Annotated in this window: 13 protein-coding genes; 9 read left to right on the top strand and 4 right to left on the bottom strand. The window is 36.4% G+C overall.

Translation table 11 applies throughout. The annotated features are described in order from the left end of the window. The first annotated feature begins 85 nt into the window (after positions 1-85). The 7 genes from U8519_RS09185 (at position 86) to U8519_RS09155 (ending at position 10,452) form a co-directional block, all read left to right on the top strand. Positions 86-2,062, top strand: a complete 1,977-nt coding sequence (locus U8519_RS09185) for a leucine-rich repeat domain-containing protein (RefSeq protein WP_334330028.1) — start codon at positions 86-88, stop codon at positions 2,060-2,062. A 95-nt stretch (positions 2,063-2,157) separates the two neighbouring features. Then, entirely contained in the window at positions 2,158-4,161 is a 2,004-nt protein-coding gene (locus U8519_RS09180) for a leucine-rich repeat domain-containing protein (RefSeq protein ID WP_334330027.1), read from the top strand. Positions 4,162-4,256: 95 nt separating this feature from the next. Then, the gene (locus U8519_RS09175; RefSeq protein WP_334330026.1) at positions 4,257-6,062 is read left to right on the top strand and encodes a leucine-rich repeat domain-containing protein; all 1,806 of its coding nucleotides are present in this window, start codon (positions 4,257-4,259) and stop codon (positions 6,060-6,062) included. A 156-nt stretch (positions 6,063-6,218) separates the two neighbouring features. Then, complete coding sequence (locus tag U8519_RS09170) at positions 6,219-6,839, top strand: L,D-transpeptidase (protein ID WP_334330025.1); 621 nt, start codon at positions 6,219-6,221, stop codon at positions 6,837-6,839. Between the two features lie 345 nt (positions 6,840-7,184). Further along, on the top strand, positions 7,185-8,576 hold the full coding sequence (locus tag U8519_RS09165) for an Nramp family divalent metal transporter (RefSeq protein WP_334330024.1): 1,392 nt from the start codon (positions 7,185-7,187) through the stop codon (positions 8,574-8,576). A 13-nt stretch (positions 8,577-8,589) separates the two neighbouring features. Further along, positions 8,590-9,198: a TetR/AcrR family transcriptional regulator gene (locus U8519_RS09160; protein ID WP_334330023.1), complete on the top strand. Its 609-nt coding sequence runs from the start codon at positions 8,590-8,592 to the stop codon at positions 9,196-9,198. A 123-nt stretch (positions 9,199-9,321) separates the two neighbouring features. Then, the gene (locus U8519_RS09155; RefSeq protein WP_334330022.1) at positions 9,322-10,452 is read left to right on the top strand and encodes a GGDEF domain-containing protein; all 1,131 of its coding nucleotides are present in this window, start codon (positions 9,322-9,324) and stop codon (positions 10,450-10,452) included. A gap of 36 nt (positions 10,453-10,488) precedes the next feature. Here U8519_RS09155 and U8519_RS09150 read toward each other — a convergent pair whose 3' ends face one another. Further along, positions 10,489-12,198 carry a DUF6792 domain-containing protein gene (locus tag U8519_RS09150; protein WP_334330021.1) on the bottom strand — a complete coding sequence of 570 codons (1,710 nt, stop codon included), beginning with the start codon at positions 12,196-12,198 and terminating at the stop codon, positions 10,489-10,491. A 143-nt stretch (positions 12,199-12,341) separates the two neighbouring features. Here U8519_RS09150 and U8519_RS09145 point away from each other — a divergent pair, with 143 nt between their 5' ends. Both U8519_RS09145 and U8519_RS09140 read left to right on the top strand, forming a co-directional pair. Further along, the gene (locus U8519_RS09145; RefSeq protein WP_125565439.1) at positions 12,342-12,563 is read left to right on the top strand and encodes a transcriptional regulator; all 222 of its coding nucleotides are present in this window, start codon (positions 12,342-12,344) and stop codon (positions 12,561-12,563) included. Between the two features lie 14 nt (positions 12,564-12,577). Beyond that, positions 12,578-14,674 carry an ATP-dependent Clp protease ATP-binding subunit gene (locus U8519_RS09140; protein WP_334330020.1) on the top strand — a complete coding sequence of 699 codons (2,097 nt, stop codon included), beginning with the start codon at positions 12,578-12,580 and terminating at the stop codon, positions 14,672-14,674. Between the two features lie 567 nt (positions 14,675-15,241). Here the strand turns inward: U8519_RS09140 and U8519_RS09135 are convergent. From U8519_RS09135 to U8519_RS09125, 3 genes are read right to left on the bottom strand one after another with little or no spacing between them, the layout of a single operon-like run. Beyond that, positions 15,242-16,327: a bifunctional glycosyltransferase family 2/GtrA family protein gene (locus U8519_RS09135; protein WP_334330019.1), complete on the bottom strand. Its 1,086-nt coding sequence runs from the start codon at positions 16,325-16,327 to the stop codon at positions 15,242-15,244. Between the two features lie 26 nt (positions 16,328-16,353). Next, the gene (locus U8519_RS09130; RefSeq protein ID WP_334330018.1) at positions 16,354-18,213 is read right to left on the bottom strand and encodes an ABC transporter permease; all 1,860 of its coding nucleotides are present in this window, start codon (positions 18,211-18,213) and stop codon (positions 16,354-16,356) included. Between the two features lie 24 nt (positions 18,214-18,237). After that, positions 18,238-20,202: a glycosyltransferase family 2 protein gene (locus tag U8519_RS09125; protein WP_442892143.1), complete on the bottom strand. Its 1,965-nt coding sequence runs from the start codon at positions 20,200-20,202 to the stop codon at positions 18,238-18,240. Positions 20,203-20,209 lie beyond the last annotated feature (7 nt).

Genomic DNA, 20,209 nt, shown 5'->3' with positions numbered 1-20,209 from the left:
TATTTTATTTATATATTTATGGACTTATAATAAAGGTGTATAGACAAATAGTGTATAAACATCTTTATTATAAAGGGATGATTTGATGAATAAAGCGAGTATAGCAACTGGAGTCATAGTGGCTGGTGCATTAATACTAGGAGCAAGTTCATTTACACAGCCAGAGGTTCATGCGATGGATAATGATAATATTAGTAATTCTGTTGATGCCGATGGTATTTCAGATAATTTGAAACAAGCAATTAATTTTTATGATAAATCGTTGGTTGTTGATAAAAATTATTTAAGCAGTATGACTCAATTTGAATATAGAGGAGATCCAACGACATCGCTCTACGATTTGAGAGGCTTACAATATGCAACTAGCTTAGTAAGCATGAATTTATCAAAATCTAATACTATAAATTTGAGCCCAATTTCAAATTTAACTAATCTTAAAGAGCTTGATCTTTCAGACTCAACATTTACTAGAAATTATCAATCTAAAGATGTCAATGTATTAAAGAACTTAACGGGTTTAACCACACTAAATTTGGGAAATGGTGGTGAATCGGACGAGAACAATATAGGATCTATAAGTGATTTATCAGGTCTAAAAAATCTGACTAATTTACAAGATTTGAATATAGATAACGCCAAAGAAACATCTCTGAACGATCTATCCAATCTTAGTAATTTAACGTCATTAAGTGCATCATACAATGAAAAATTGAGTGATATTTCTGGTTTAAAAAATTTGACAAAATTACAAAAAATAAATCTTGATAATGATGGTATTGTTGACTTTAGTTCGCTGTCATCACTAAAAGATTTACAAGGAAATGATAATGTGATTTTGGGAACTCAGAACATTACACTTGATGAAAAAAGTGATAATTCTGATTCGTTCTCATTTGACTTGAGCAAGTACATTTCTCCGAATGCAAAAGACATTAAAATAACCAAAATAGGAATGTACAATGGTGAAACTCAAACTTCCGCTACTGTGGATGACCATGATTTGTCTGATATTAAGATCAGTAATATTGAAGAACAATTATCTGATTTAAATATCAGTTTTAATGAGAACATACCAATAAATGGAAATTACTATCCAGTGACAGTTAATTTAGCAATGACCTACCGGAATATGAATCTCGCTCCCAAAATAATTGCTCATGATGTAACCTTGGAGTCTGGAGCAGAATGGAATCCTAGAGATGCTATTGAAGGACTTTATTATGATGGTAGAGAAATACCTAAAAGTCAAGAATTAATTGATTCATTAATGCAATCCGGCCTTGATATTGATCCGAGTGAAATAGATACTAGTAAACCTGGTTCTATTCAAGTAACTTATTCTGTAACCGGATTACAGACAACGACTATTACGGTAACAATTAAAGGACCAGACAATGGTTCTTCCGGTGGCAATTCTTCCGGTAATCATCATTCCTCCACAAATAGTTCTAATTCCAATCATTCAGATATTTCCAGTATTCAGAGTCTAATGTTGATCACTAGAAGTTCAGGCTTAATTCCAATCTATAATCAAAATGGTGAGAAAATATCCGATCAGACTTTGAATAGGTTAACGAAATTCAACGTTACTCAAAAGAACGTAGTTAATGGTGAAACTTATTATGAAATCTCTGATGGAAATTGGATCAAAGCTAGTGATGTAAGAGACTACACTAAAGGATCAGGAGTCCTACAAACAAAATCAGATTCTAATAAGTTCATTTTGAACTCTAACGGTACGAGATTGAATCGTGCATTAAAGAAGACAACCAGCTGGTTGTATAATGGTTCAGCTGAGTTCGATGGGACAAAGTATTATCGTGTCGCAACTGACGAATGGGTCAGTGCCAATGATGTTGTTTTGTACAACAAAATAAACGGTGTTGTTAAGGCTAATGTTCAAGCGCAAGTCTATAAAGATACTGGAGAAAAATCTAATCGGGCTTTAGCTAAGAACTCTGAGTTCGTGACAGATAAGGTTTCAAAATCAATCGATGGTGAAACGATGTATCGTGTCGCAACTGATGAATGGGTCAAAGCTAGTGATGTAACTCTTAAGTGAAAAATAGTAGCCAAAACGGCTACTATTTTTTTAATCTAAATATTTTTCAAGAACTACAATGGAGGCGTAGTTATTAGTAATGAGGGGGAATATTTATGATAAGTCGTAAAAAATGGTTATATCTTATGTGCGCCATTTTTGGATTATTTTTAGTTATATTTGTTAATAAATCAGACGTGTATGCATCAGATATTGTAGGTGATGGTTCAAGTGTTGTTGATTCTAATGGCATTTCGAATGATTTAAAAAAGAGTATTTTACCTTCATCACCTGATACAGTAACGCCTGATTATATTAGAAATATGAAAAGTTATAGTCATGGAGCAAAAGAAGATTCTAGTGATTTAAAGAATATATCTGGACTTAACTATGGAACACAAATGGAATCAATAAGTTTGATAAATACAGGCGATTTGGATTTGACACCGATATCAAATTTAACAAACTTAAAAAAATTGGATTTAAGTTATTGTGGGTCTGAAGATATATCGCCAGTATCAAATTTAACAAATCTGCAAAGTTTGAATTTATACTTCAGTGAATATGCTAGAATTAGTAAAAATATCAATGATTTGAGCAAACTCAATAAATTGACATATCTAAACTTAGGAGAAAATATTGGTAGTATTTCTGATGTAAGTGCCTTAAAGAATATGAGTAAATTGAATTATTTGAATCTCGATGGGACTCGCATTACTAATTTAAATGATTTATCCAATTTAAAATCACTTTCCACATTAAGCGTCAAAGGAACCTCTGCACTTAAAGATATTTCGGGTGTTTCGAATTTAAATAATTTGCAATCCTTAAATATTGATGGAAATGAGATATATGATTTTTCTTCATTGAAATCCAAGAATCTTTCAAAGTTAAATGATGTTAATCTAGGAGTACAAAATATTGATGCTAACGAAATGTATATCAAGGGTGATTCCTTCTCATTTGATATTAGTAAATATATTCAATCTGATGACACTCCTAAAATTACAATAGAGGACATAGCACCTGGTGATTTGAAAGCAACATATAATCCTGATACGGAAAAAGTTGATGTTTCAAACTTTAAGAAAACATCATCAAATTTGATTGTTGGCATTAAGGAAGATATTTTAATTAATGGTAAGGAATGTCCCGTTACTGTTTTTGTACTTTTTTCTTTTGATGATATAAAAAATAAACCAGGAATAATCGTACAAGATATTAATTTGAATCAGAATGATAGCTGGGATGTATCAGCGCAATCTAAGGGTATCAAAGAGGTTCACATTGGTGGATCAAGTATCTCAGCAAATGATCAAATTGAACAAGCTCTTAAGATGGATGGGTCAATTCTCTTTGTAAAAGATAGTAATGTTAATACTAAGATTCCCGGGAAATATTATGTAACATACTGTTTCTCTGAGGGTAATCCGGTTTATGCTACAGCTAATGTTTACGTCCATGGTCCTCAATCCTCAAAACCATCTAAGTCATCGAATCATTCAGAGTTTTCTAACGATTCCGATATTTCAAGTATCGATAAACTAACATTAATAACCAAAAAATCAGATTCAATTCCAATCTACAATCAAAATGGTGAGAAAATATCTGATCAGACTTTGAATAAGTTAACGAAATTTAACGTTACTCAAAAGAACGTAGTTGATGGTGAAACTTATTATGAAATTTCCGATGGAAATTGGATCAAAGCTAGTGATGTAAGAGACTACACTAAAGAATCAGGTGTCCTACAAACAGAATCAAATTCCAATAAGTTCATCTTGAACTGTAATGGGATTAGATTGAATCGTGCGTTAAAAGAGACAACTGATTGGATTTATGATGGTTCAGCCGAGTTCGATGGGACAAAGTATTATCGTGTCGCAACTGACGAATGGGTCAGTGCCAATGATGTTGTTTTGTACAACAAAATAAACGGTGTTGTTAAGGCCAATGTTCAAGCGCAAGTCTATAAAGATACCGGAGAAAAATCTAATCGGGCTTTAGCTAAGAACTCTGAGTTCGTGACAGATAAAATTTCAAAGTCAATCGATGGCGAAACGATGTATCGTGTCGCAACTGATGAGTGGGTCAAAGCTAGTGATGTAACTTTTAAGTGAAAAATAGTAGCCAAAACGGCTACTATTTTTTTAATCCAAATATTTTTCAAGAACTACAATGGAGGCGTAGTTATTAGTAATGAGGGGGAATATTTATGATGAATAAAAGAAAAACACTAATAGCTTTGAGCTTAGCTGCAGGAATGGTAATTGTAGGATCGAATGTTCCCGCCAATCCGCCTACTATGAACATTGTTCAAGCTGATGATTCTGATGATACGAGTAATAGTGGTATATCAGATGCTTTAAGGAATCAATTATCACCAGATGATCCCCAATCTGTTACTGCTTCAACTATAGGTCAACTCACTGAGTTTGATTCTAATCATTCAATTTTTTTGACCGATATTTCGGGTTTGAATTACGGAACTAATCTGAAAAAGATAAATTTATCTGATAGCCCTGTTAGTGATATATCGCCACTTTCTGGACTAACGAAGCTTGAATCCTTGAATTTGAACCGTATTTCGTTAGCTAATTTGAGTCCTTTATCTGGATTAAGTAATTTACAGACACTATCTATAGATGGTAATAACGTTTATGATTTTTCAGCAATAACATCGCTTAAAAGCTTAAAAAATGTAACATTAGGGACGCAGACATTAAATAATAATATTATCGTTCTAAAAGATGGACAAAGTACTTCACTTGATTTAACTAAGTATAAGGACAGTTCTGCTACCATGTTTAACGTTAGAGGTGCACAAGTTGCAAATGAAAATGCTGGTTTTTTGTCTCCAGGAATTGATCATACCAATCCATCAGATATCAAAGTGGATTCATCTTATCTCGAAAATAGTACAGCTGATTCTCCTTCAGTTTTAGAAACGTCTTTTGAAGAGAGAATTAAATTTGCTGGCATGACGGACCCGGTCCCAGTGACAATTTACGTTAATCAACCATATATATATGAAAGTCGTACTTCTCACTATAATGTACACAATATAACTTTGAATTATGACGAATGGCATTCTCAATCAGGTACAGATGATTTGTTGGATAACTCCTTAAAATCCGCAATTGATAGTAAATATGTTACGGGAACTACTACTAATTTGACCAAGGATGATCTTAGTGAGCTTATTGTAAATGGAAGGAAGTTAAAAATCAGTCATCCGGTGATGACCAAACCAGGAACATATACTGTCACTTATAATGGGTCAACTACTTGGCTACCCGTTACAGCTCAAGTAACGCTGAAGGGGCCGGATACTCCTAACACTAATAATAATTCTGGTAGTGGAACCTCTAATTCGTCAAAACCATCTAAGTCATCGAATCATTCAGATTCTTCTGACGATTCCGATATTTCAAGTATCGATAAACTAACATTAATAACCAAAAAATCAAATTCAATTCCAATCTACAATCAAAATGGTGAAAAAGTATCAAATCAAAACTTGAATAAGTTAACGAAATTCAACGTTACTCAAAAGAACGTAGTTGATGGTGAAACTTATTATGAAATTTCCGATGGCAATTGGATCAAATCTAGTGATGTAAGAGACTATACTAAAGAATCAGGAGTTCTACAAACGGAATCAAATTCCAATAAGTTCATCTTGGACTCTAATGGGATTAGATTGAATCGTGCATTAAAAGAGACAACTGATTGGGTTTATGATGGTTCAGCCGAGTTTGATGGGACAAAGTATTATCGTGTCGCAACTGACGAATGGGTCAGTGCCAATGATGTTGTTTTGTATAACAAGATAAACGGTGTCGTTAAGGCCAATGTTCAAGCACAAGTCTATAAAGATACCGGAGAAAAGTCTAATCGAGCTTTAGCTAAGAATTCTGAGTTCGTGACAGATAAGGTTTCAAAATCAATTGATGGCGAAACGATGTATCGTGTCGCAACAGATGAGTGGGTCAAAGCTAGTGATGTAACTTTTGAATAGGATACTATTGGGATAGTAGCTAATTTAGCTACTATTTTTTTATAAATCGATAAATATATTTGTCTAAAATTAGTTTTATTTTGCTTTATTTATAATAATAAAAAGTCAGTTGTGCCATAAGACCAGATGTATTACTATTAGAGCACGGGGGATTTTATGATAAAGAATAAAAAACTAATTACAGCAGTACTTGCAATAGTTGGTTTGGTCGCTATTGTTTTTTTTGCGTTTTCACTTAATAACAGTAAAACTCAATCAGTAGAGGCAGATCAAAAAGCATCTAAAGTGGTATCTAAAAATACTAAAAAGGCTGCTAAAGCTAAACCAAGTCCAAAGAAAGATTTAGATGAGTGGAAGCACCCATCTGAATCTAAAGATTATCCAGATTTAAGTAAGTATCCAGATGCTTATATCCAAGTATCGATTGCTGATCAGAAAGTGTATATCAAAGATGGCAAAGATACGTTATATACGATGAAGGCAGCCACTGGTGAAAAGGATTCGCCAACACCTAAGGGAACCTTCCACATTCAAAATCGAGGAGACTCGTTTTACAATACGGAATCTAAAGAAGGTGCCAATTATTGGACTTCCTTCAAGGATTGGGGAGTTTATCTATTCCATTCAGTTCCGACTGATAAGGATGGTAAGTATGTTGAAAGCGAAGCACACAAGTTGGGACAACGTTCAAGCCATGGTTGTGTCAGATTAACTATTCCTGATGCTAAGTGGATCAACACTTCAGTTCCGGAAGGCATGAAAGTTATTGTTGAATAATATCTATTAGTTAGCCGCACCAAAATCATTTAAAAAGAAGCAATTGGATCTCTGATGGTTAGAGATCTGATTGCTTCTTAATTTTGCCTGAATATAAATATTTATTTTTAATATTCAGAAATATTTTTAGTTTTTCCAAAAAAATCATGTTTTTTTCTGTAAATCATGATATTATATCAATGGTCAATTGAGCGCACGCTCAAATTATTCAATATTCATGTAATTATAAGTGCTGTATGACTTAATCGTGTGCTCAATAGCTATGAAAAATACGGAGATAACATCATAAGTTATAAATGATAATCTATCGCCGAATTTCTAAACCAATAGAAAAGAGGTACTACTATGAAAGATAGTGGTGAAGTAGAAACAAACGAAACAGCCGCAACACGTGGCAAGTTTGTAAGTGCCAGCTCTGCGGATAATAAGAGTTTGGACGAAATCAACGGCAGTATCGAAGTGCCGGAAGGTGCTGGATTCTGGAGAACTTTGATGACTTACACAGGTCCTGGTATTTTGATCGCCGTAGGTTATATGGATCCTGGTAACTGGATCACATCAATTGCCGGTGGTGCTCAGTACAAGTACACACTCTTGTCAGTCGTACTGATCTCAAGCTTGATTGCTATGCTGTTACAATCAATGGCAGCTAAGTTAGGTATTGTTACTGGTAAAGATTTGGCTCAGTTAACTCGGGAACGAACTTCCAAGGCTGGTGGATTGATTCTTTGGGTCATTGCCGAACTAGCAATCATGGCAACTGATATTGCCGAGATCATTGGTTCTGGTATTGCTATTAAGTTATTATTCAATATACCGTTGATAATTGGTATTTTGATCACAGCCGCCGATGTTTTGATCTTACTGTTACTTATGAAGTTAGGATTTCGTAAGATCGAAGCAATTGTCGCAACATTAGTTTCAGTTATTTTGTTGGTGTTCTTATATGAAGTATTCTTGGCTAAGCCAAGTGTGACAGGAATTATCAATGGATATTTCCCACAGAGCAGTATCATTACTAATAATGGTATGTTGTATCTATCGCTTGGTATCGTTGGGGCTACAGTTATGCCTCACGATTTGTACTTAGGTTCATCAATTTCACAAACTAGAAAAGTTAATCGTGAAGATAAGAAGGATATTGCTAAGGCAATCAAGTTCTCAACAATTGATTCTAATATTCAATTATTCTTAGCTTTCATCGTTAACAGTTTGCTTTTGATCTTAGGTGCCGCATTGTTCTATGGTACAAACAGTGAATTAGGACGTTTCGTTGATCTGTTCAATGCTTTGAGTAACAAGCAAGTAGTTGGAGCAATCGCTAGTCCAATCCTAAGTATGCTATTCGCTGTTGCCTTGTTGTCATCTGGTCAAAGTTCGACCATCACTGGTACTTTGTCTGGTCAGATCATCATGGAAGGTTTTATCAGATTAAAGATGCCACTATGGGCACAACGTTTGTTAACAAGACTTTTGTCAGTTACACCAGTTTTGATCTTTGCTTTTTATTATCATGATAATGAAGCCAAAATCGAAAACCTACTGACATTTTCACAAGTATTCTTAAGTGTTGCCTTACCGTTCGCTATTATCCCATTAGTTCTTTTCACTAGTGATGAAAAAATAATGGGACAATTCAAGAATAAGAAGTGGGTCAAGTATTGCGCTTGGTTCGCAACGATCGTCTTGATAATTTTGAACATTTACTTAATTGTCCAAACTATCGCGGAAGCCTAAGGGAGTGAAAATAGTGAAGAAGAGTGACATTCAGAAAGAAAAAATATTAAAAGCCGCTCAAGATCTATTTGCCGAAAAAGGCTTTGAAGCAACGACCACTCGAGAAATAAACCGAACCGTTGGAATTTCTGACGGTTCTTTGTATTATTATTTCCCCGATGGAAAAAAACAAATCTTGGATATGATCGTTGAAAAAGGGATGGTCCATCGTGAAAAGAGTATTTCTCAAGTAACCATCAAAGTGGAAAGTTTGGCTGATTTGGAACAACAAATTATGGATATTTATGACAGTATTTGTGAGATCTTCTCAGATGAGGATGGTTATCGGGCATTCATGATTACGATCCGTGAACGTGCCATCCTATCTAATGAACAGTCCAAGTGGATATCACAAGTATTAACACGTATCAAACAGTTATTGATGACTAGTATTGATACAATCAAAAGTCAAATTCGAATATCCGCAGATGATGTTTCGACCTTGGCTGACTTAATAATTGCCATATTACAACGGTCAATCTATGAAGAGTTGTTGATCAAAAATAAAAAGACAATTGGGCTTGATGTAAAAGAAGCCACAATTGCACAAGTTCACTTGTTTATAAAATTAATTTCTAAGTAAGAAGTCAGAGATGGCTTCTTTTTTATCGAAATAATCAAAACTTTTATTAATCCAATAATTATATTAATATATATCATGTATATAAAATCATATATAATTATTTATCTTGGAGAAGGTGCATCGATGACCTGGTCACAATGGCTAATTTCACCATTTATTACGAGTGTATTCTTTGTCTTAGGTGTTATTACACTTTACTGGGTAACTTTTAATTGGTTAGCTACGTGGATACGTTCACGACATTTGAAGATTGATGAAGATCTGGTTCGGAATTGTTACGGCGTGATCTACATGCTGATATTTGTCTTCGGTATTCAATATTCAGTTGTTGGGCAAAGCAATGCTTGGGAGTTTATGAATTTTCAGTTAATAGCAATAATTTTTTGTGCGTATTTTTTGAATATTCACATTCCATACTATTTTTTCTTTCCAATCATACTTGTTTATATGGTTTTCGATCAATCGATCGGATATTGGCAATCTTGGGGACATGCAATAACGCTGATAACATTCTTCTGGGTTATGAATATTGTTCGAGTAAAATTCCGCAATCGGAAGTATTCACTGACTAGCTACTTATTAGTTGGTATTCCGTTTGGCGGTATGCTTTGGATTTGGATGAAGTGGAAGTTTGCCTTTCCGTGGAGCACTTTTGCGGAGGAGTGGATCTATTTAGTTATATTTGAAATTTTGCTGTATGCGTATATAACGATGCTGTCTCACGATAGTGCGTTAAGGTTGAGACTAGCTAATTTGGCTAGTCACGATACTTTGACTAAGACCGAAAACTTCACAGCTTATACTAATGAGATCAAATACTTATTTGAGCAATATTCAGAAGACAGTGAACCTCTCTCGATGATGATGTTCGACATCGATCATTTCAAGCGCGTTAATGATACTTATGGTCACCTTGCTGGGGATGCGGTTTTGCAACATGTATCCATGGTAGTTCAGACTGTAATTGACGAGAATGACCAAAATGTTAAGTTTTATCGTACTGGCGGGGAAGAATTCAATATTATATTTCCCAATTATAAAATCAAAGAAACCGAAACGATTATTTATCAAATCTTTGAGGCAATTAATCATCTGTCAGTTAAGACTGGCGGACAAGAAATTAAAATTTCTGTTTCAGTAGGTGTTTCTGAAGCAATTGAGGATGATAAGTCGCCGATCGATTTTTACAATCGTGTCGATCAAAATCTGTATCATTCAAAGCGCAACGGTCGGATGCAGATAACCGTTGCTTAAATAAAAAGAGCTCATCAAATTTGATGGGCTCTTTTGCTATACAATTTTGTTTGGTTTACGACTTAAGAAGTATTTAACGCCATTGATGATATGGAAGTACACTGATAATTCCAACATATCCATATTCAAACTCTTTAAAAATGGCCATTCTCGACGAGACGATTTCCACATTGTTGGTTGTGACTTGCTGAAATCTTCTGTTACTTTTTGTGGGCGGTCCAAGAAAATGCCAGATTTGAACAGGTAATTGGAGTAAGCATAAAAGAACTCAGTTGTTTCAGGCTTATCAATGTCGTCATGCAAAATTTTAACGCGTGCGCGAATGAAGCCTAGCGAGTTGCGCATCAATTGAGCACCAGTTTCTGAATCTTGTAGATAGGCAAATAATTGTTCAAAAAAGTGCTGGTATGAGTGGATCTCTCCCGCATTCAAGTATGAAGCCAAGTGGCTTTGGAAAGGGTACTTCCAATTGCTCAGATTGTATTCCCACTTTTGTCCGATCCAAATGGTATAAGGAATCTCGTAGAAAACTTGAGTTAAGTCCTGTTCGAAACTTTGATTGATTATTTCTGGATAAAGTCGTGGTAATAACTTTTGAACATCTTGATTGCGGATATTGCTATTAGTTTTGTCACTAGTCAATTGAAATAACTTGTTCCAAGTAGCTTCGTCAAACAAATCTGGTTCGATCAGTTGAACTTGTTTAAGGTTTACTGGGGCAGAATTGAGCGTATAACCGGCACTGAAGCAGTCGTCAGTAAGTTGTAAGGTCTGAACAAAATGCCCGCCTAGAGAGTGTCCTAAGCCGTACAGGGCACAATTATTTTGAATGTTGCTTTGCAGATAATGGATGAAATCTCTGGCGACTAGCATTTGACGATTCTCAGTGTCATTACCAATCAGGATGGCGTTGACGTTGTAATTCCAATCTTTGTATCCTTCGATCAGAAACTTGTCGAGTCGCTTACGGCGGGAGCGTTCAGTATAATCCATGTCGGCTTCGGTACCCTTGAAGGTAACGTAACATTCGCGGATACCGTCAACTTCGATCTCATAAGCAATTCCTGAGAAGCCACAGTCGGCAGCCTCGGGAATGAGAACTCTAGCATCGTACGAACGAATGTAAGTAGCGTGTCGTTGTACCTTTTCAAAAATCAAATAGTCTAAGAAACTCTCAGGAGTGAATTCTTCAAACATATATCGATCATAATCGAATTGCATGATCCTAGTTCTGAAGTCTAGATCTGCCAATAATTCTTGTGGTTGGTATTTTTGAGCTCTTGCTTCAAAAATATGGGCTTTATTTTGGTAGATTAAGACTTTCATTTGGGTCAAGTAACCACGGCATAAACCGATATTTTCATCCTGAATCATAGCAATGAGACGTTTCAATTTGTTGATCTTTCGATTACGATTCGGGATGTCTTCCATTTCTTTGGTATGAGTTTCGTCAATATTTTTTAGTTTTAATGCTTTGTCGATAAGTTCAGGATGCAGCATTCTTTTTTGTTTAAAAAGTGGATCTTTTAGATTGACTGTCTGAGACAGTATCAAATTGGTAAGTCTAGTTTTTTCTTTATTTAAGTATGAATAACTGAAGTACATTCGTTTATTTTGGCGCAATAGTTCTTTACTGTCTTTTTTGTTGAAGGTCAATGGCATGGCCTTATGTGCTCGAAAGTTCAACAGGTCAAACTGTTCATAAATCTTATTTAATCTGTCTAAAGATTTGAGTAGTTCTTTCATAAAATCACCTCGAGGTCTCTATCTCCAGTTTACCAAAATAACGATCTGAAAGTATAATTATTACAAAATATGACACATCTGTGATGCTTCACATTTGTGCTATATCACAGATGTGCTATAATGTATTTGTGGAGGTTGGAGATATGGAAATAGATATTAAGACTTATTTAGAGGACAAGCATTTAACGATATACTTCATAGCCAAGAAGAGTGGCTATGGGTATACAACGCTGCACAAATCCTTTAATAAAGAACAATCTTCCGCAACGCCGCTTAATTTGCGTGATATTGAAGCATTAGCGAAAGCGCAAGATATTGAGATGTGGCGTGTTCTACGTGACTTGGAATTACATTATCTAAAATGAGGAGGTAATATTTTATGGCAAGATCATTTTGGGATGACGATTTATTTTCAAATAACGATATGGACGATATTTTTAACAGATTAATGGGTGAGAGCAACAATGGCAATGGCACTAAGTACTATGTCAATGGTCATGAATTAACACCCGAGGAATTAGCTAGATATCAAGAGATGCGTACAGCTGGCAAGCAAATACCAGTAGAACAAGAGCAACAAGCTAGTTCTGGAAATAATGGCAAACTACTAGACAAATTAGGACGTAATTTAACACAAGAAGCTCGTGACGGTTTACTTGACCCCGTTATTGGGCGTGATAAAGAAATTCAAGAAACAGCTGAGATCTTGAGTCGTCGTACTAAAAACAACCCGATCTTAGTTGGTGACGCTGGTGTCGGTAAGACAGCGGTTGTTGAAGGTTTGGCACAAGCAATCGTTAAGGGCGATGTTCCAGCCGCAATTAAAGATAAGCAGATCATCTCAGTTGATATATCTTCACTTGAAGCCGGTACTCAATATCGTGGTTCCTTTGAAGAGAATATCCAAAACTTACTCAAAGAAGTTAAGAAAGCGGGAAATGTAGTCTTATTCTTTGATGAGATCCATCAAATCATCGGAACAGGTGCTGCTGGTGGCGATGCTGGTAGTAAGGGATTGTCAGATATTATCAAACCAGCATTGAGTCGTGGCGAGATTTCAATTATCGGTGCAACAACACAAGATGAATATCGTAATACAATCATGAAGGATGCTGCTTTAGCAAGAAGATTCAATGATGTAACTATCAACGAACCAAGTAAGGACGCTACCGTAGCTATCTTGAAAGGATTGCGTAAGGCTTATGAAGATCATCATAATGTTAAGTTGCCTGATGATGTTTTGAAGGCTGCTGTGGATTATTCAGTTCAATACATTCCACAGAGATCACTTCCAGATAAGGCAATCGACTTGATCGATATGACTGCCGCTCACTTGGCAGCTAAGAATCCAGTAACTGACAAAGTCAGTCTGGAGAAATCCTTAAAAGAAGCTGAAGTTCAAAAAGACGCCGCTGCTCAAAAAGAAGACTTTGAAAAAGCTGCTGATTTGAAGAAGAAGATCGAAGACTTAAATACTAAGTTGAACAATGATAAGGGCAGTGAAGCTGAACCGATCGCTACTGTTAATGACATTGCTGAATCCGTCCAGAGATTGACCGGTGTTCCAGTATCACAAATGGGTGCTAGTGACATCGAAAGATTAAAGGACATGGGCAAACGTCTTAAGGGACATGTAATTGGCCAAGATGAAGCCGTTGATATGGTTGTTCGTGCTATACGTCGTAATCGTGCTGGATTTGATGAAGGCAACCGTCCAATTGGTAGCTTCTTATTTGTTGGTCCAACTGGTGTTGGTAAGACTGAATTAGTAAAGCAACTAGCCAGTGATATGTTTGGTAGTAAGGATGCTATCGTACGTTTGGATATGAGTGAATATTCAGACTTAACAGCTGTTTCTAAGTTGATCGGTACATCCGCTGGATATGTTGGCTATGAGGATAACGGTAATACATTGACAGAACGTGTAAGACGTAATCCTTATTCAATTGTTCTACTTGATGAAATCGAAAAGGCAAATCCACAAGTTTTAACTTTACTATTGCAAGTTATGGATGACGGTCGTTTGACTGATGGACAAGGTAATGTTGTTGACTTCAAGAATACGATCATTATCGCAACTTCAAACGCCGGCTTCGGTGACAAGGCAACTAAAGACGAAAAACTAATGGACAAGTTAGCACCATACTTCCGTCCCGAGTTCTTGAATAGATTCAATGGTATCGTTGAATTTACTCATCTATCAAAAGATGACTTAAATCAAATCGTCGATCTATTGTTGAACGATGTTAATAAGAACTTGGCAAAGAAAGGTATTACTCTTGAAGTAACACCTGAAGCTAAGGAATGGTTGATCGATGAAGGCTACGATGAAGCTATGGGTGCAAGACCACTTCGTCGGGTTATCGAACAACAAATCAGAGACAAGGTCGCTGAATTCTACTTGGATAATTTGGATGTTAAAAATCTAAAGGCAGACTTGGTAGATGGAACTATTAAGATTACTGAGAATAAGTAGTGTGAGGTGTGGTCCGCTTCCGGTCAGCAGTAATTCCATCGGTAGCGGGACCGATCTTAGCCAAAAGGCGGTCTAAGATCTCGCTTTCTTGCTTTGCATAAACCGCAAATCAAGAAAGACGTCCGTGCTGTAAATGTGGAAAAATCGCCCACATTAACAGCACAATCGCCACGGATTCCATTACTGCTGACCTCCAGCAAATATATATTGATTACAAAAAGACAGTGTATGACGACAATTGCCGTGATATACTGTCTTTTTTGTTAGTAATTAAAAATGATTTAACTATCGCTTTTCAATCTAGAAGATATTAATTTAGTTTAGGAGAAGTACCTAGCTGAGGATGGTCAACAATGGAATTCGCCGTAATAGTGTACTTAGCGATTTATCGCTTAGTACACTGGGCGACTTTGAAGACTACAGGCTTCAAAGCGAGGCTTAAGACGAAGACTTAAGCCGGTCCTTCGGCAGATGGAATTGTTGACCACCCTCAGCGGCATCCATTCATCATCCATTCATCATCCATTCATCATCCATTCATCATCCATTCATCATCCATTCAGCATACTAATTAACATGCACAGTATCCTTAAAGATAAAATCACGTTGGATTTGATAGCTGATAATGAACAACATGAAATCTACCATCATTTTGGCAATTGTTGGAACTATCTGACTAGAACTGTTAGGTAATAACCAGGTAACAAAATTAGTCAGATAACCAGAAGCAAACATCTGCACGATGAACAGCGTACCGTATTTGATCATCGTTTGATTGCCAGCATGATTGAAGACTAAATGATGATTGATCAAGTAATTAGCAATAGAGGATAGTACTCTGGATACGACCGTCGCAATTAAAATACTGTTGAGAATATGATTTCCAATGATAGATATGACGACTGAAAAGAGCGTTATATCGATGAAAAAAGAAATTAGACCGCTGGTTGCAAATTTTAAAAATCTAGAGTAAATAGCGATTGAATCACGAATAACTCGGAAATGTGAGGACTTGTTGCCGTCTAGATAAATCGTAGGAATCGGTTGCTCAACTACTTCAATATCGTATTTGTGTGCTTCTAAGAGCATGTCAAATTCGTATTCGAAACGATCACCAGGGAAGTTAACGGCATTTTTTACATAACTTATAGGGATGATACGCAGTCCAGTTTGTGTATCCGAAATATTTTGATGGGTCAGTAATTTGACTAATCTACTGGTAAGAATATTACCGAAGCTACTTCTCAAAGGGATGTCTTCGGTAAATTTACGAACGCCCAAAACCAATTTACTCGAATCGAGATTGAACTTTTCAATACAGTGTTCCAATGCCTTCACAGTATGTTGGCCGTCGGAATCCATTGTTGCAATACCAGATACTTCTGGGAAATTTTTCATAATGTATTTGAAGCCAGTTTTGAGTGCAGCACCTTTTCCACGATTTACATCATGATGCAAAATGTGTAGATTCTTGATTTTCAATTCCAGTAATTGTTCAAAGATATGTTGATGATCAGTATCACTACCATCATCAACGATTACGATATTTATTATCTCATCCTCAAAGAAAGTCGATTCTTTCAGTTGGTTGATCAGAGCAATTAATTTGTCATCCGGATTAAGTGCCGGAATCAATACACTAATTTTTGTCATACATCATTCCCCCTCGAATATGTAAGTTAATTAGTTGGTTTAATATTTTTAACGCGAATAAGTTTGTTCTTAGTAACTTTGAATATGCCTGTTTTTAGATGTTGGTGATAAACCTTTTCCGTCATAACGGTGAAGGTTCGATGCCATTCAGGAATTACGACGTATTGATAAGCATTCAAAGTTGTCTTGAATTGTTGCTGTGACATGGTGAAGTTTTCTTGTCCAATGACTTTGGTGGAGAAGAAGTAGTATCTGCCAACGTACCCGGTGTAATAATCACCTACATCAACTGGGTGCGGGTCAACCAATAGAATTTTAGTTTTATTCATCTTAGTTATTTGTGGCGCCATCTTTTCCAATTGAACCGGCAATAGCTCTTTACCCAACGTATCGTTATACTCGATTCCGTTTATTTCTGAGAACATCATGATAATTGAAAAAATCATCAAAACTAAAGCACTGATTTGGTACATGTTCTTGGTGATGATCGAACTGAATGAACGTAAAGAACGTTTGGAAATATTCTGCTCGTAATATGCTTTATCCATTGCTACCACGAGTGACATCGAGCCTAGCAGCAGATTCAGAATGACCATACTTGATAGGTAACGCTCCGATCCATCCAATTGAATGGCTTCTGCATAAGGCATTGAGACGATATACATTGCAAAGACGCTGATGTAGTAGGCGATGAAACTTAGATCAAGGGCAATCAGTGTGGCGAAGAGATTGTTCTTTTTGTCCAAGAAGATCCGTGTAATTAGCCAGGCAACAATCAATCCCACGTTGATCAGAATTACACCTTTAGTGGACAAAGAATTCAAACTAAGTATTTGGTGCAAGAACTTGTGACCAATCTTGATGATCACTGTTGATCCTTCGCTAGACAATTGGCTCTTATAAGCTTGTGTACTGATTTGATGCTTGGAAACCGCTGAGAAAGTAGCTTTGACGTGCTGATCCCACCAATAAAAGGGCAAGTAGCCTAATGTCATACTTATTGCTGTCATTATCGTACTAATGCTGCAACGTTTTAATAAAATTCCCTTAGCATTTTTCATCAAGGTATACCAGAGGTAGCAACCGATCATGACGACGTACATTGTTCCGGAGTTTTTGATCAACAATAATTCGGCACTGAATATAATTGCCAAAAAACAGGCAGTCTTGAACTTTTTTCGATAAGTGTAAATACCGGCAATTGCAGCTGCAGTCACCACTGGTAAGACAAAATCTACTAGTAAGTTGTTCATTCGAATAGCAATATTGAAGACGTTGGTAATGGAGATCATGAAGCAGAGTATGAAGGCATTTAAAGCCCGAGTCCGATCTCTTAAAACTGAGAAGATAGCGTAGAAACTAGCCCAGATCAGCATGAACTGTCCTAGCAGCATGGTTCCATCATTGAAACCGACCCATTTAACGAATTGCGTAATGAATAGTGCAGTTGCTGGAGGGTAAGAAGTAAATGAAATGATCGAATCAGAAGCAATCGGCAAGTGACCTTGATATAACAAATATTTCACGATAATTGCCCAGTGAGAATAATTGTCATAGTGTAGCAGAGTACTATGAAATAACGTATGGGCAAGTATCAGACCAATACTCAACATCCAAAAGTCAAAATAATGCATACCCTCAAGTTTTATTTTTCCTTTATGAAAAAAAGCTAATATAATTCTTACTGCTTCAATTACACAGCCGGTAATTACCACGGCACTTAGACCGATTTTTAAATAGCCAAGCATTGCTAGTGTGTATAACAGCAATGTCTGAATGATCATTGAAGTGATCCACGACAAATGCTTGTTTATACCGAATTCACGTACCAAGCCACCGTAACCAAGTTGTGCTATTGAAAAAATTAATAAACCGAAAATCGACAATTTGGATCACTCACAATCTAATAATTAATTGCGCATTAAGCGCATTAAGGAACGTTCAATATTTCGCAGATGTGTGACAAAATTCAAATGAAGCTCGTCCAAAGGTGTGATCCAATTATCTTGAGCCTTAGGTAATAAGGAATTGTCCCCATCATGGATCAATTCAATATAATGATTTTGATTCTTGACCGACTTCACTTGAATCGTGACGGCGTACCAAACTGGTTCATCCTCAATTACACGAACGACGCGGCTTTGAAACTCTATTGGCGTATCTTCATGATAGATGATTCCTGTAAAATGCTGATTTGGACTAAGTTTTATTTTTGGATCATCGAACAAAAATGAGAAACCACCTTCTGAGACATCTTTGGTTTTAAAGCTTGCCCATTTATTAGTATTAGGAATATTGATTTTGCCAATAGCCTCTCTAGCGAAACGTTCACTCTTGCGATAAATATTACGTTTCATAGAGACAAATAAACAAAAACTCAAGTTGATGAAGTGGGTAACTAGCCAAAACGTAATGACACTACCGACGATTATTTCTGAACCCCATTTGCCATAATTGAACTTGATAATGGCGTATAAAGTCAGCGTCCATAAAAATAAATATGGCAGAATATACAATCTGTCTTTGAGTGAAAAAGTGACATTTTTTTCTGTGACCTTGAACTTTTTAGCACGGATACCGATTGTTTCCAAGAAAACTGGAATGAATAAGTACGGGGCGAAGAAGGTCTCTTGGATCTCACCCCAACGCTCATTTCTGATTTTGCTGGAGGCGTCACCAAGAACATAGTGTAATAGGAAGTAACCAGGTGCCCAAACGATCATCAAAATCCAGAAGTTAGCATTAACGACTTGAACTTTGAAGATGGCATAGAGCAAGGGAGCAATGATATAGATCAACCGACGAGTAAAGGTCCACCAGTACAAGTAGGTATTGATCAGAATAATACGATTAGTCATGGATAAGTTCGGATTGGTGAAGATGTGCAAATTGCGGCAACTCTGAACGACACCACGAGCCCAGCGAGTCCTTTGCTTGATGACACCTTTAATGTCGATCGGAGTAACACCGCTTGAAACTGGTTGGGTCGTCGCAAGGCTGATGTAACCTTGCATATTTATTTCAGTACCTAATTCGAAATCCTCAGTGATCGTATCAGTTGGGAACTCGCCAACTTCATCAACCGCTTTTCTCAAGAAGACTGCATTAGAACCAGTGAATAAGGCAGTCTGGTTGTAGCCATTTAAGACGTTAATATCACGTGAGAAGAAGTCTTGCTCATTAGCAACATAGTTCTCGGCAAATAAATTAAATTGAAAAATATCAGCATTATAAAAACTCTGCGGCGTCTGTACAAATCCCAGTGCTTTGGTATGGTCAGGATCATTCTCCAAATCAGCAAAATTTTTAGTGAAGAAGGGGACGCTACTATATAGGAAGTTAGAGAAAGGAATCATATCAGTATCAAATATGGCAAATAATGGCGAATGCAGTTGTTCCAAAGCATGGTTGATATTACCGGCTTTGGCTTTTTTGTTGTTTTCCATTTGAATATATCCAACATGATATTCCGACGCTAGGTCAGCAACTTCAGAACGGCAGCCGTCATCACAAATAACGATGTGAACTTTTTTCTTATCAGGATATTTCATGAAAGTCGCAGCGTTGACGGTTTTTCTCAGTAATTTTACATCCTCATTATGGGTAACTATTAGGATGTCGATATCGGGTATCGGTCTAGTGAGATCAAAGGCAGGTATTTTCAAACTAGTTCCTCGTTTAGCTTCCATCATTCGAAAGATAATAATAACGAAGGCTGTAAAGTTAGAAATCAATTCACTACCAACAAGCATCAGTGCGAAAATAAGCGTGAAAATATGGGCATGCCAAGGGATGGTGAAGAATACACGCCATAACAAATAAATCACTGATAAAACTATCGATAATACGTAGATAATTTTTTTCTTTCTAGTTATGCCCATT

Origin of the sequence: Companilactobacillus sp. HBUAS59699 (genome assembly GCF_036913575.1) — a bacterium.
In the GTDB taxonomy this organism is placed as follows: Bacteria; Bacillota; Bacilli; order Lactobacillales; family Lactobacillaceae; genus Companilactobacillus.
Note: the sequence above shows the minus strand (reverse complement) of the source record. Positions and strands in the feature narration are given on the sequence as shown.

Bases quoted from the DNA above. Each gene is read 5' to 3' on its own strand.
- U8519_RS09185 (WP_334330028.1), top strand. From the start codon at position 86: ATGAATAAAGCGAGTATAGCAACTGGAGTCATAGTGGCTGGTGCATTA.
- U8519_RS09180 (WP_334330027.1), top strand. From the start codon at position 2,158: ATGATAAGTCGTAAAAAATGGTTATATCTTATGTGCGCCATTTTTGGA.
- U8519_RS09175 (WP_334330026.1), top strand. From the start codon at position 4,257: ATGATGAATAAAAGAAAAACACTAATAGCTTTGAGCTTAGCTGCAGGA.
- U8519_RS09170 (WP_334330025.1), top strand. From the start codon at position 6,219: ATGATAAAGAATAAAAAACTAATTACAGCAGTACTTGCAATAGTTGGT.
- U8519_RS09165 (WP_334330024.1), top strand. From the start codon at position 7,185: ATGAAAGATAGTGGTGAAGTAGAAACAAACGAAACAGCCGCAACACGT.
- U8519_RS09155 (WP_334330022.1), top strand. From the start codon at position 9,322: ATGACCTGGTCACAATGGCTAATTTCACCATTTATTACGAGTGTATTC.
- U8519_RS09150 (WP_334330021.1), bottom strand. From the start codon at position 12,198: ATGAAAGAACTACTCAAATCTTTAGACAGATTAAATAAGATTTATGAA.
- U8519_RS09145 (WP_125565439.1), top strand. From the start codon at position 12,342: ATGGAAATAGATATTAAGACTTATTTAGAGGACAAGCATTTAACGATA.
- U8519_RS09140 (WP_334330020.1), top strand. From the start codon at position 12,578: ATGGCAAGATCATTTTGGGATGACGATTTATTTTCAAATAACGATATG.
- U8519_RS09135 (WP_334330019.1), bottom strand. From the start codon at position 16,327: ATGACAAAAATTAGTGTATTGATTCCGGCACTTAATCCGGATGACAAA.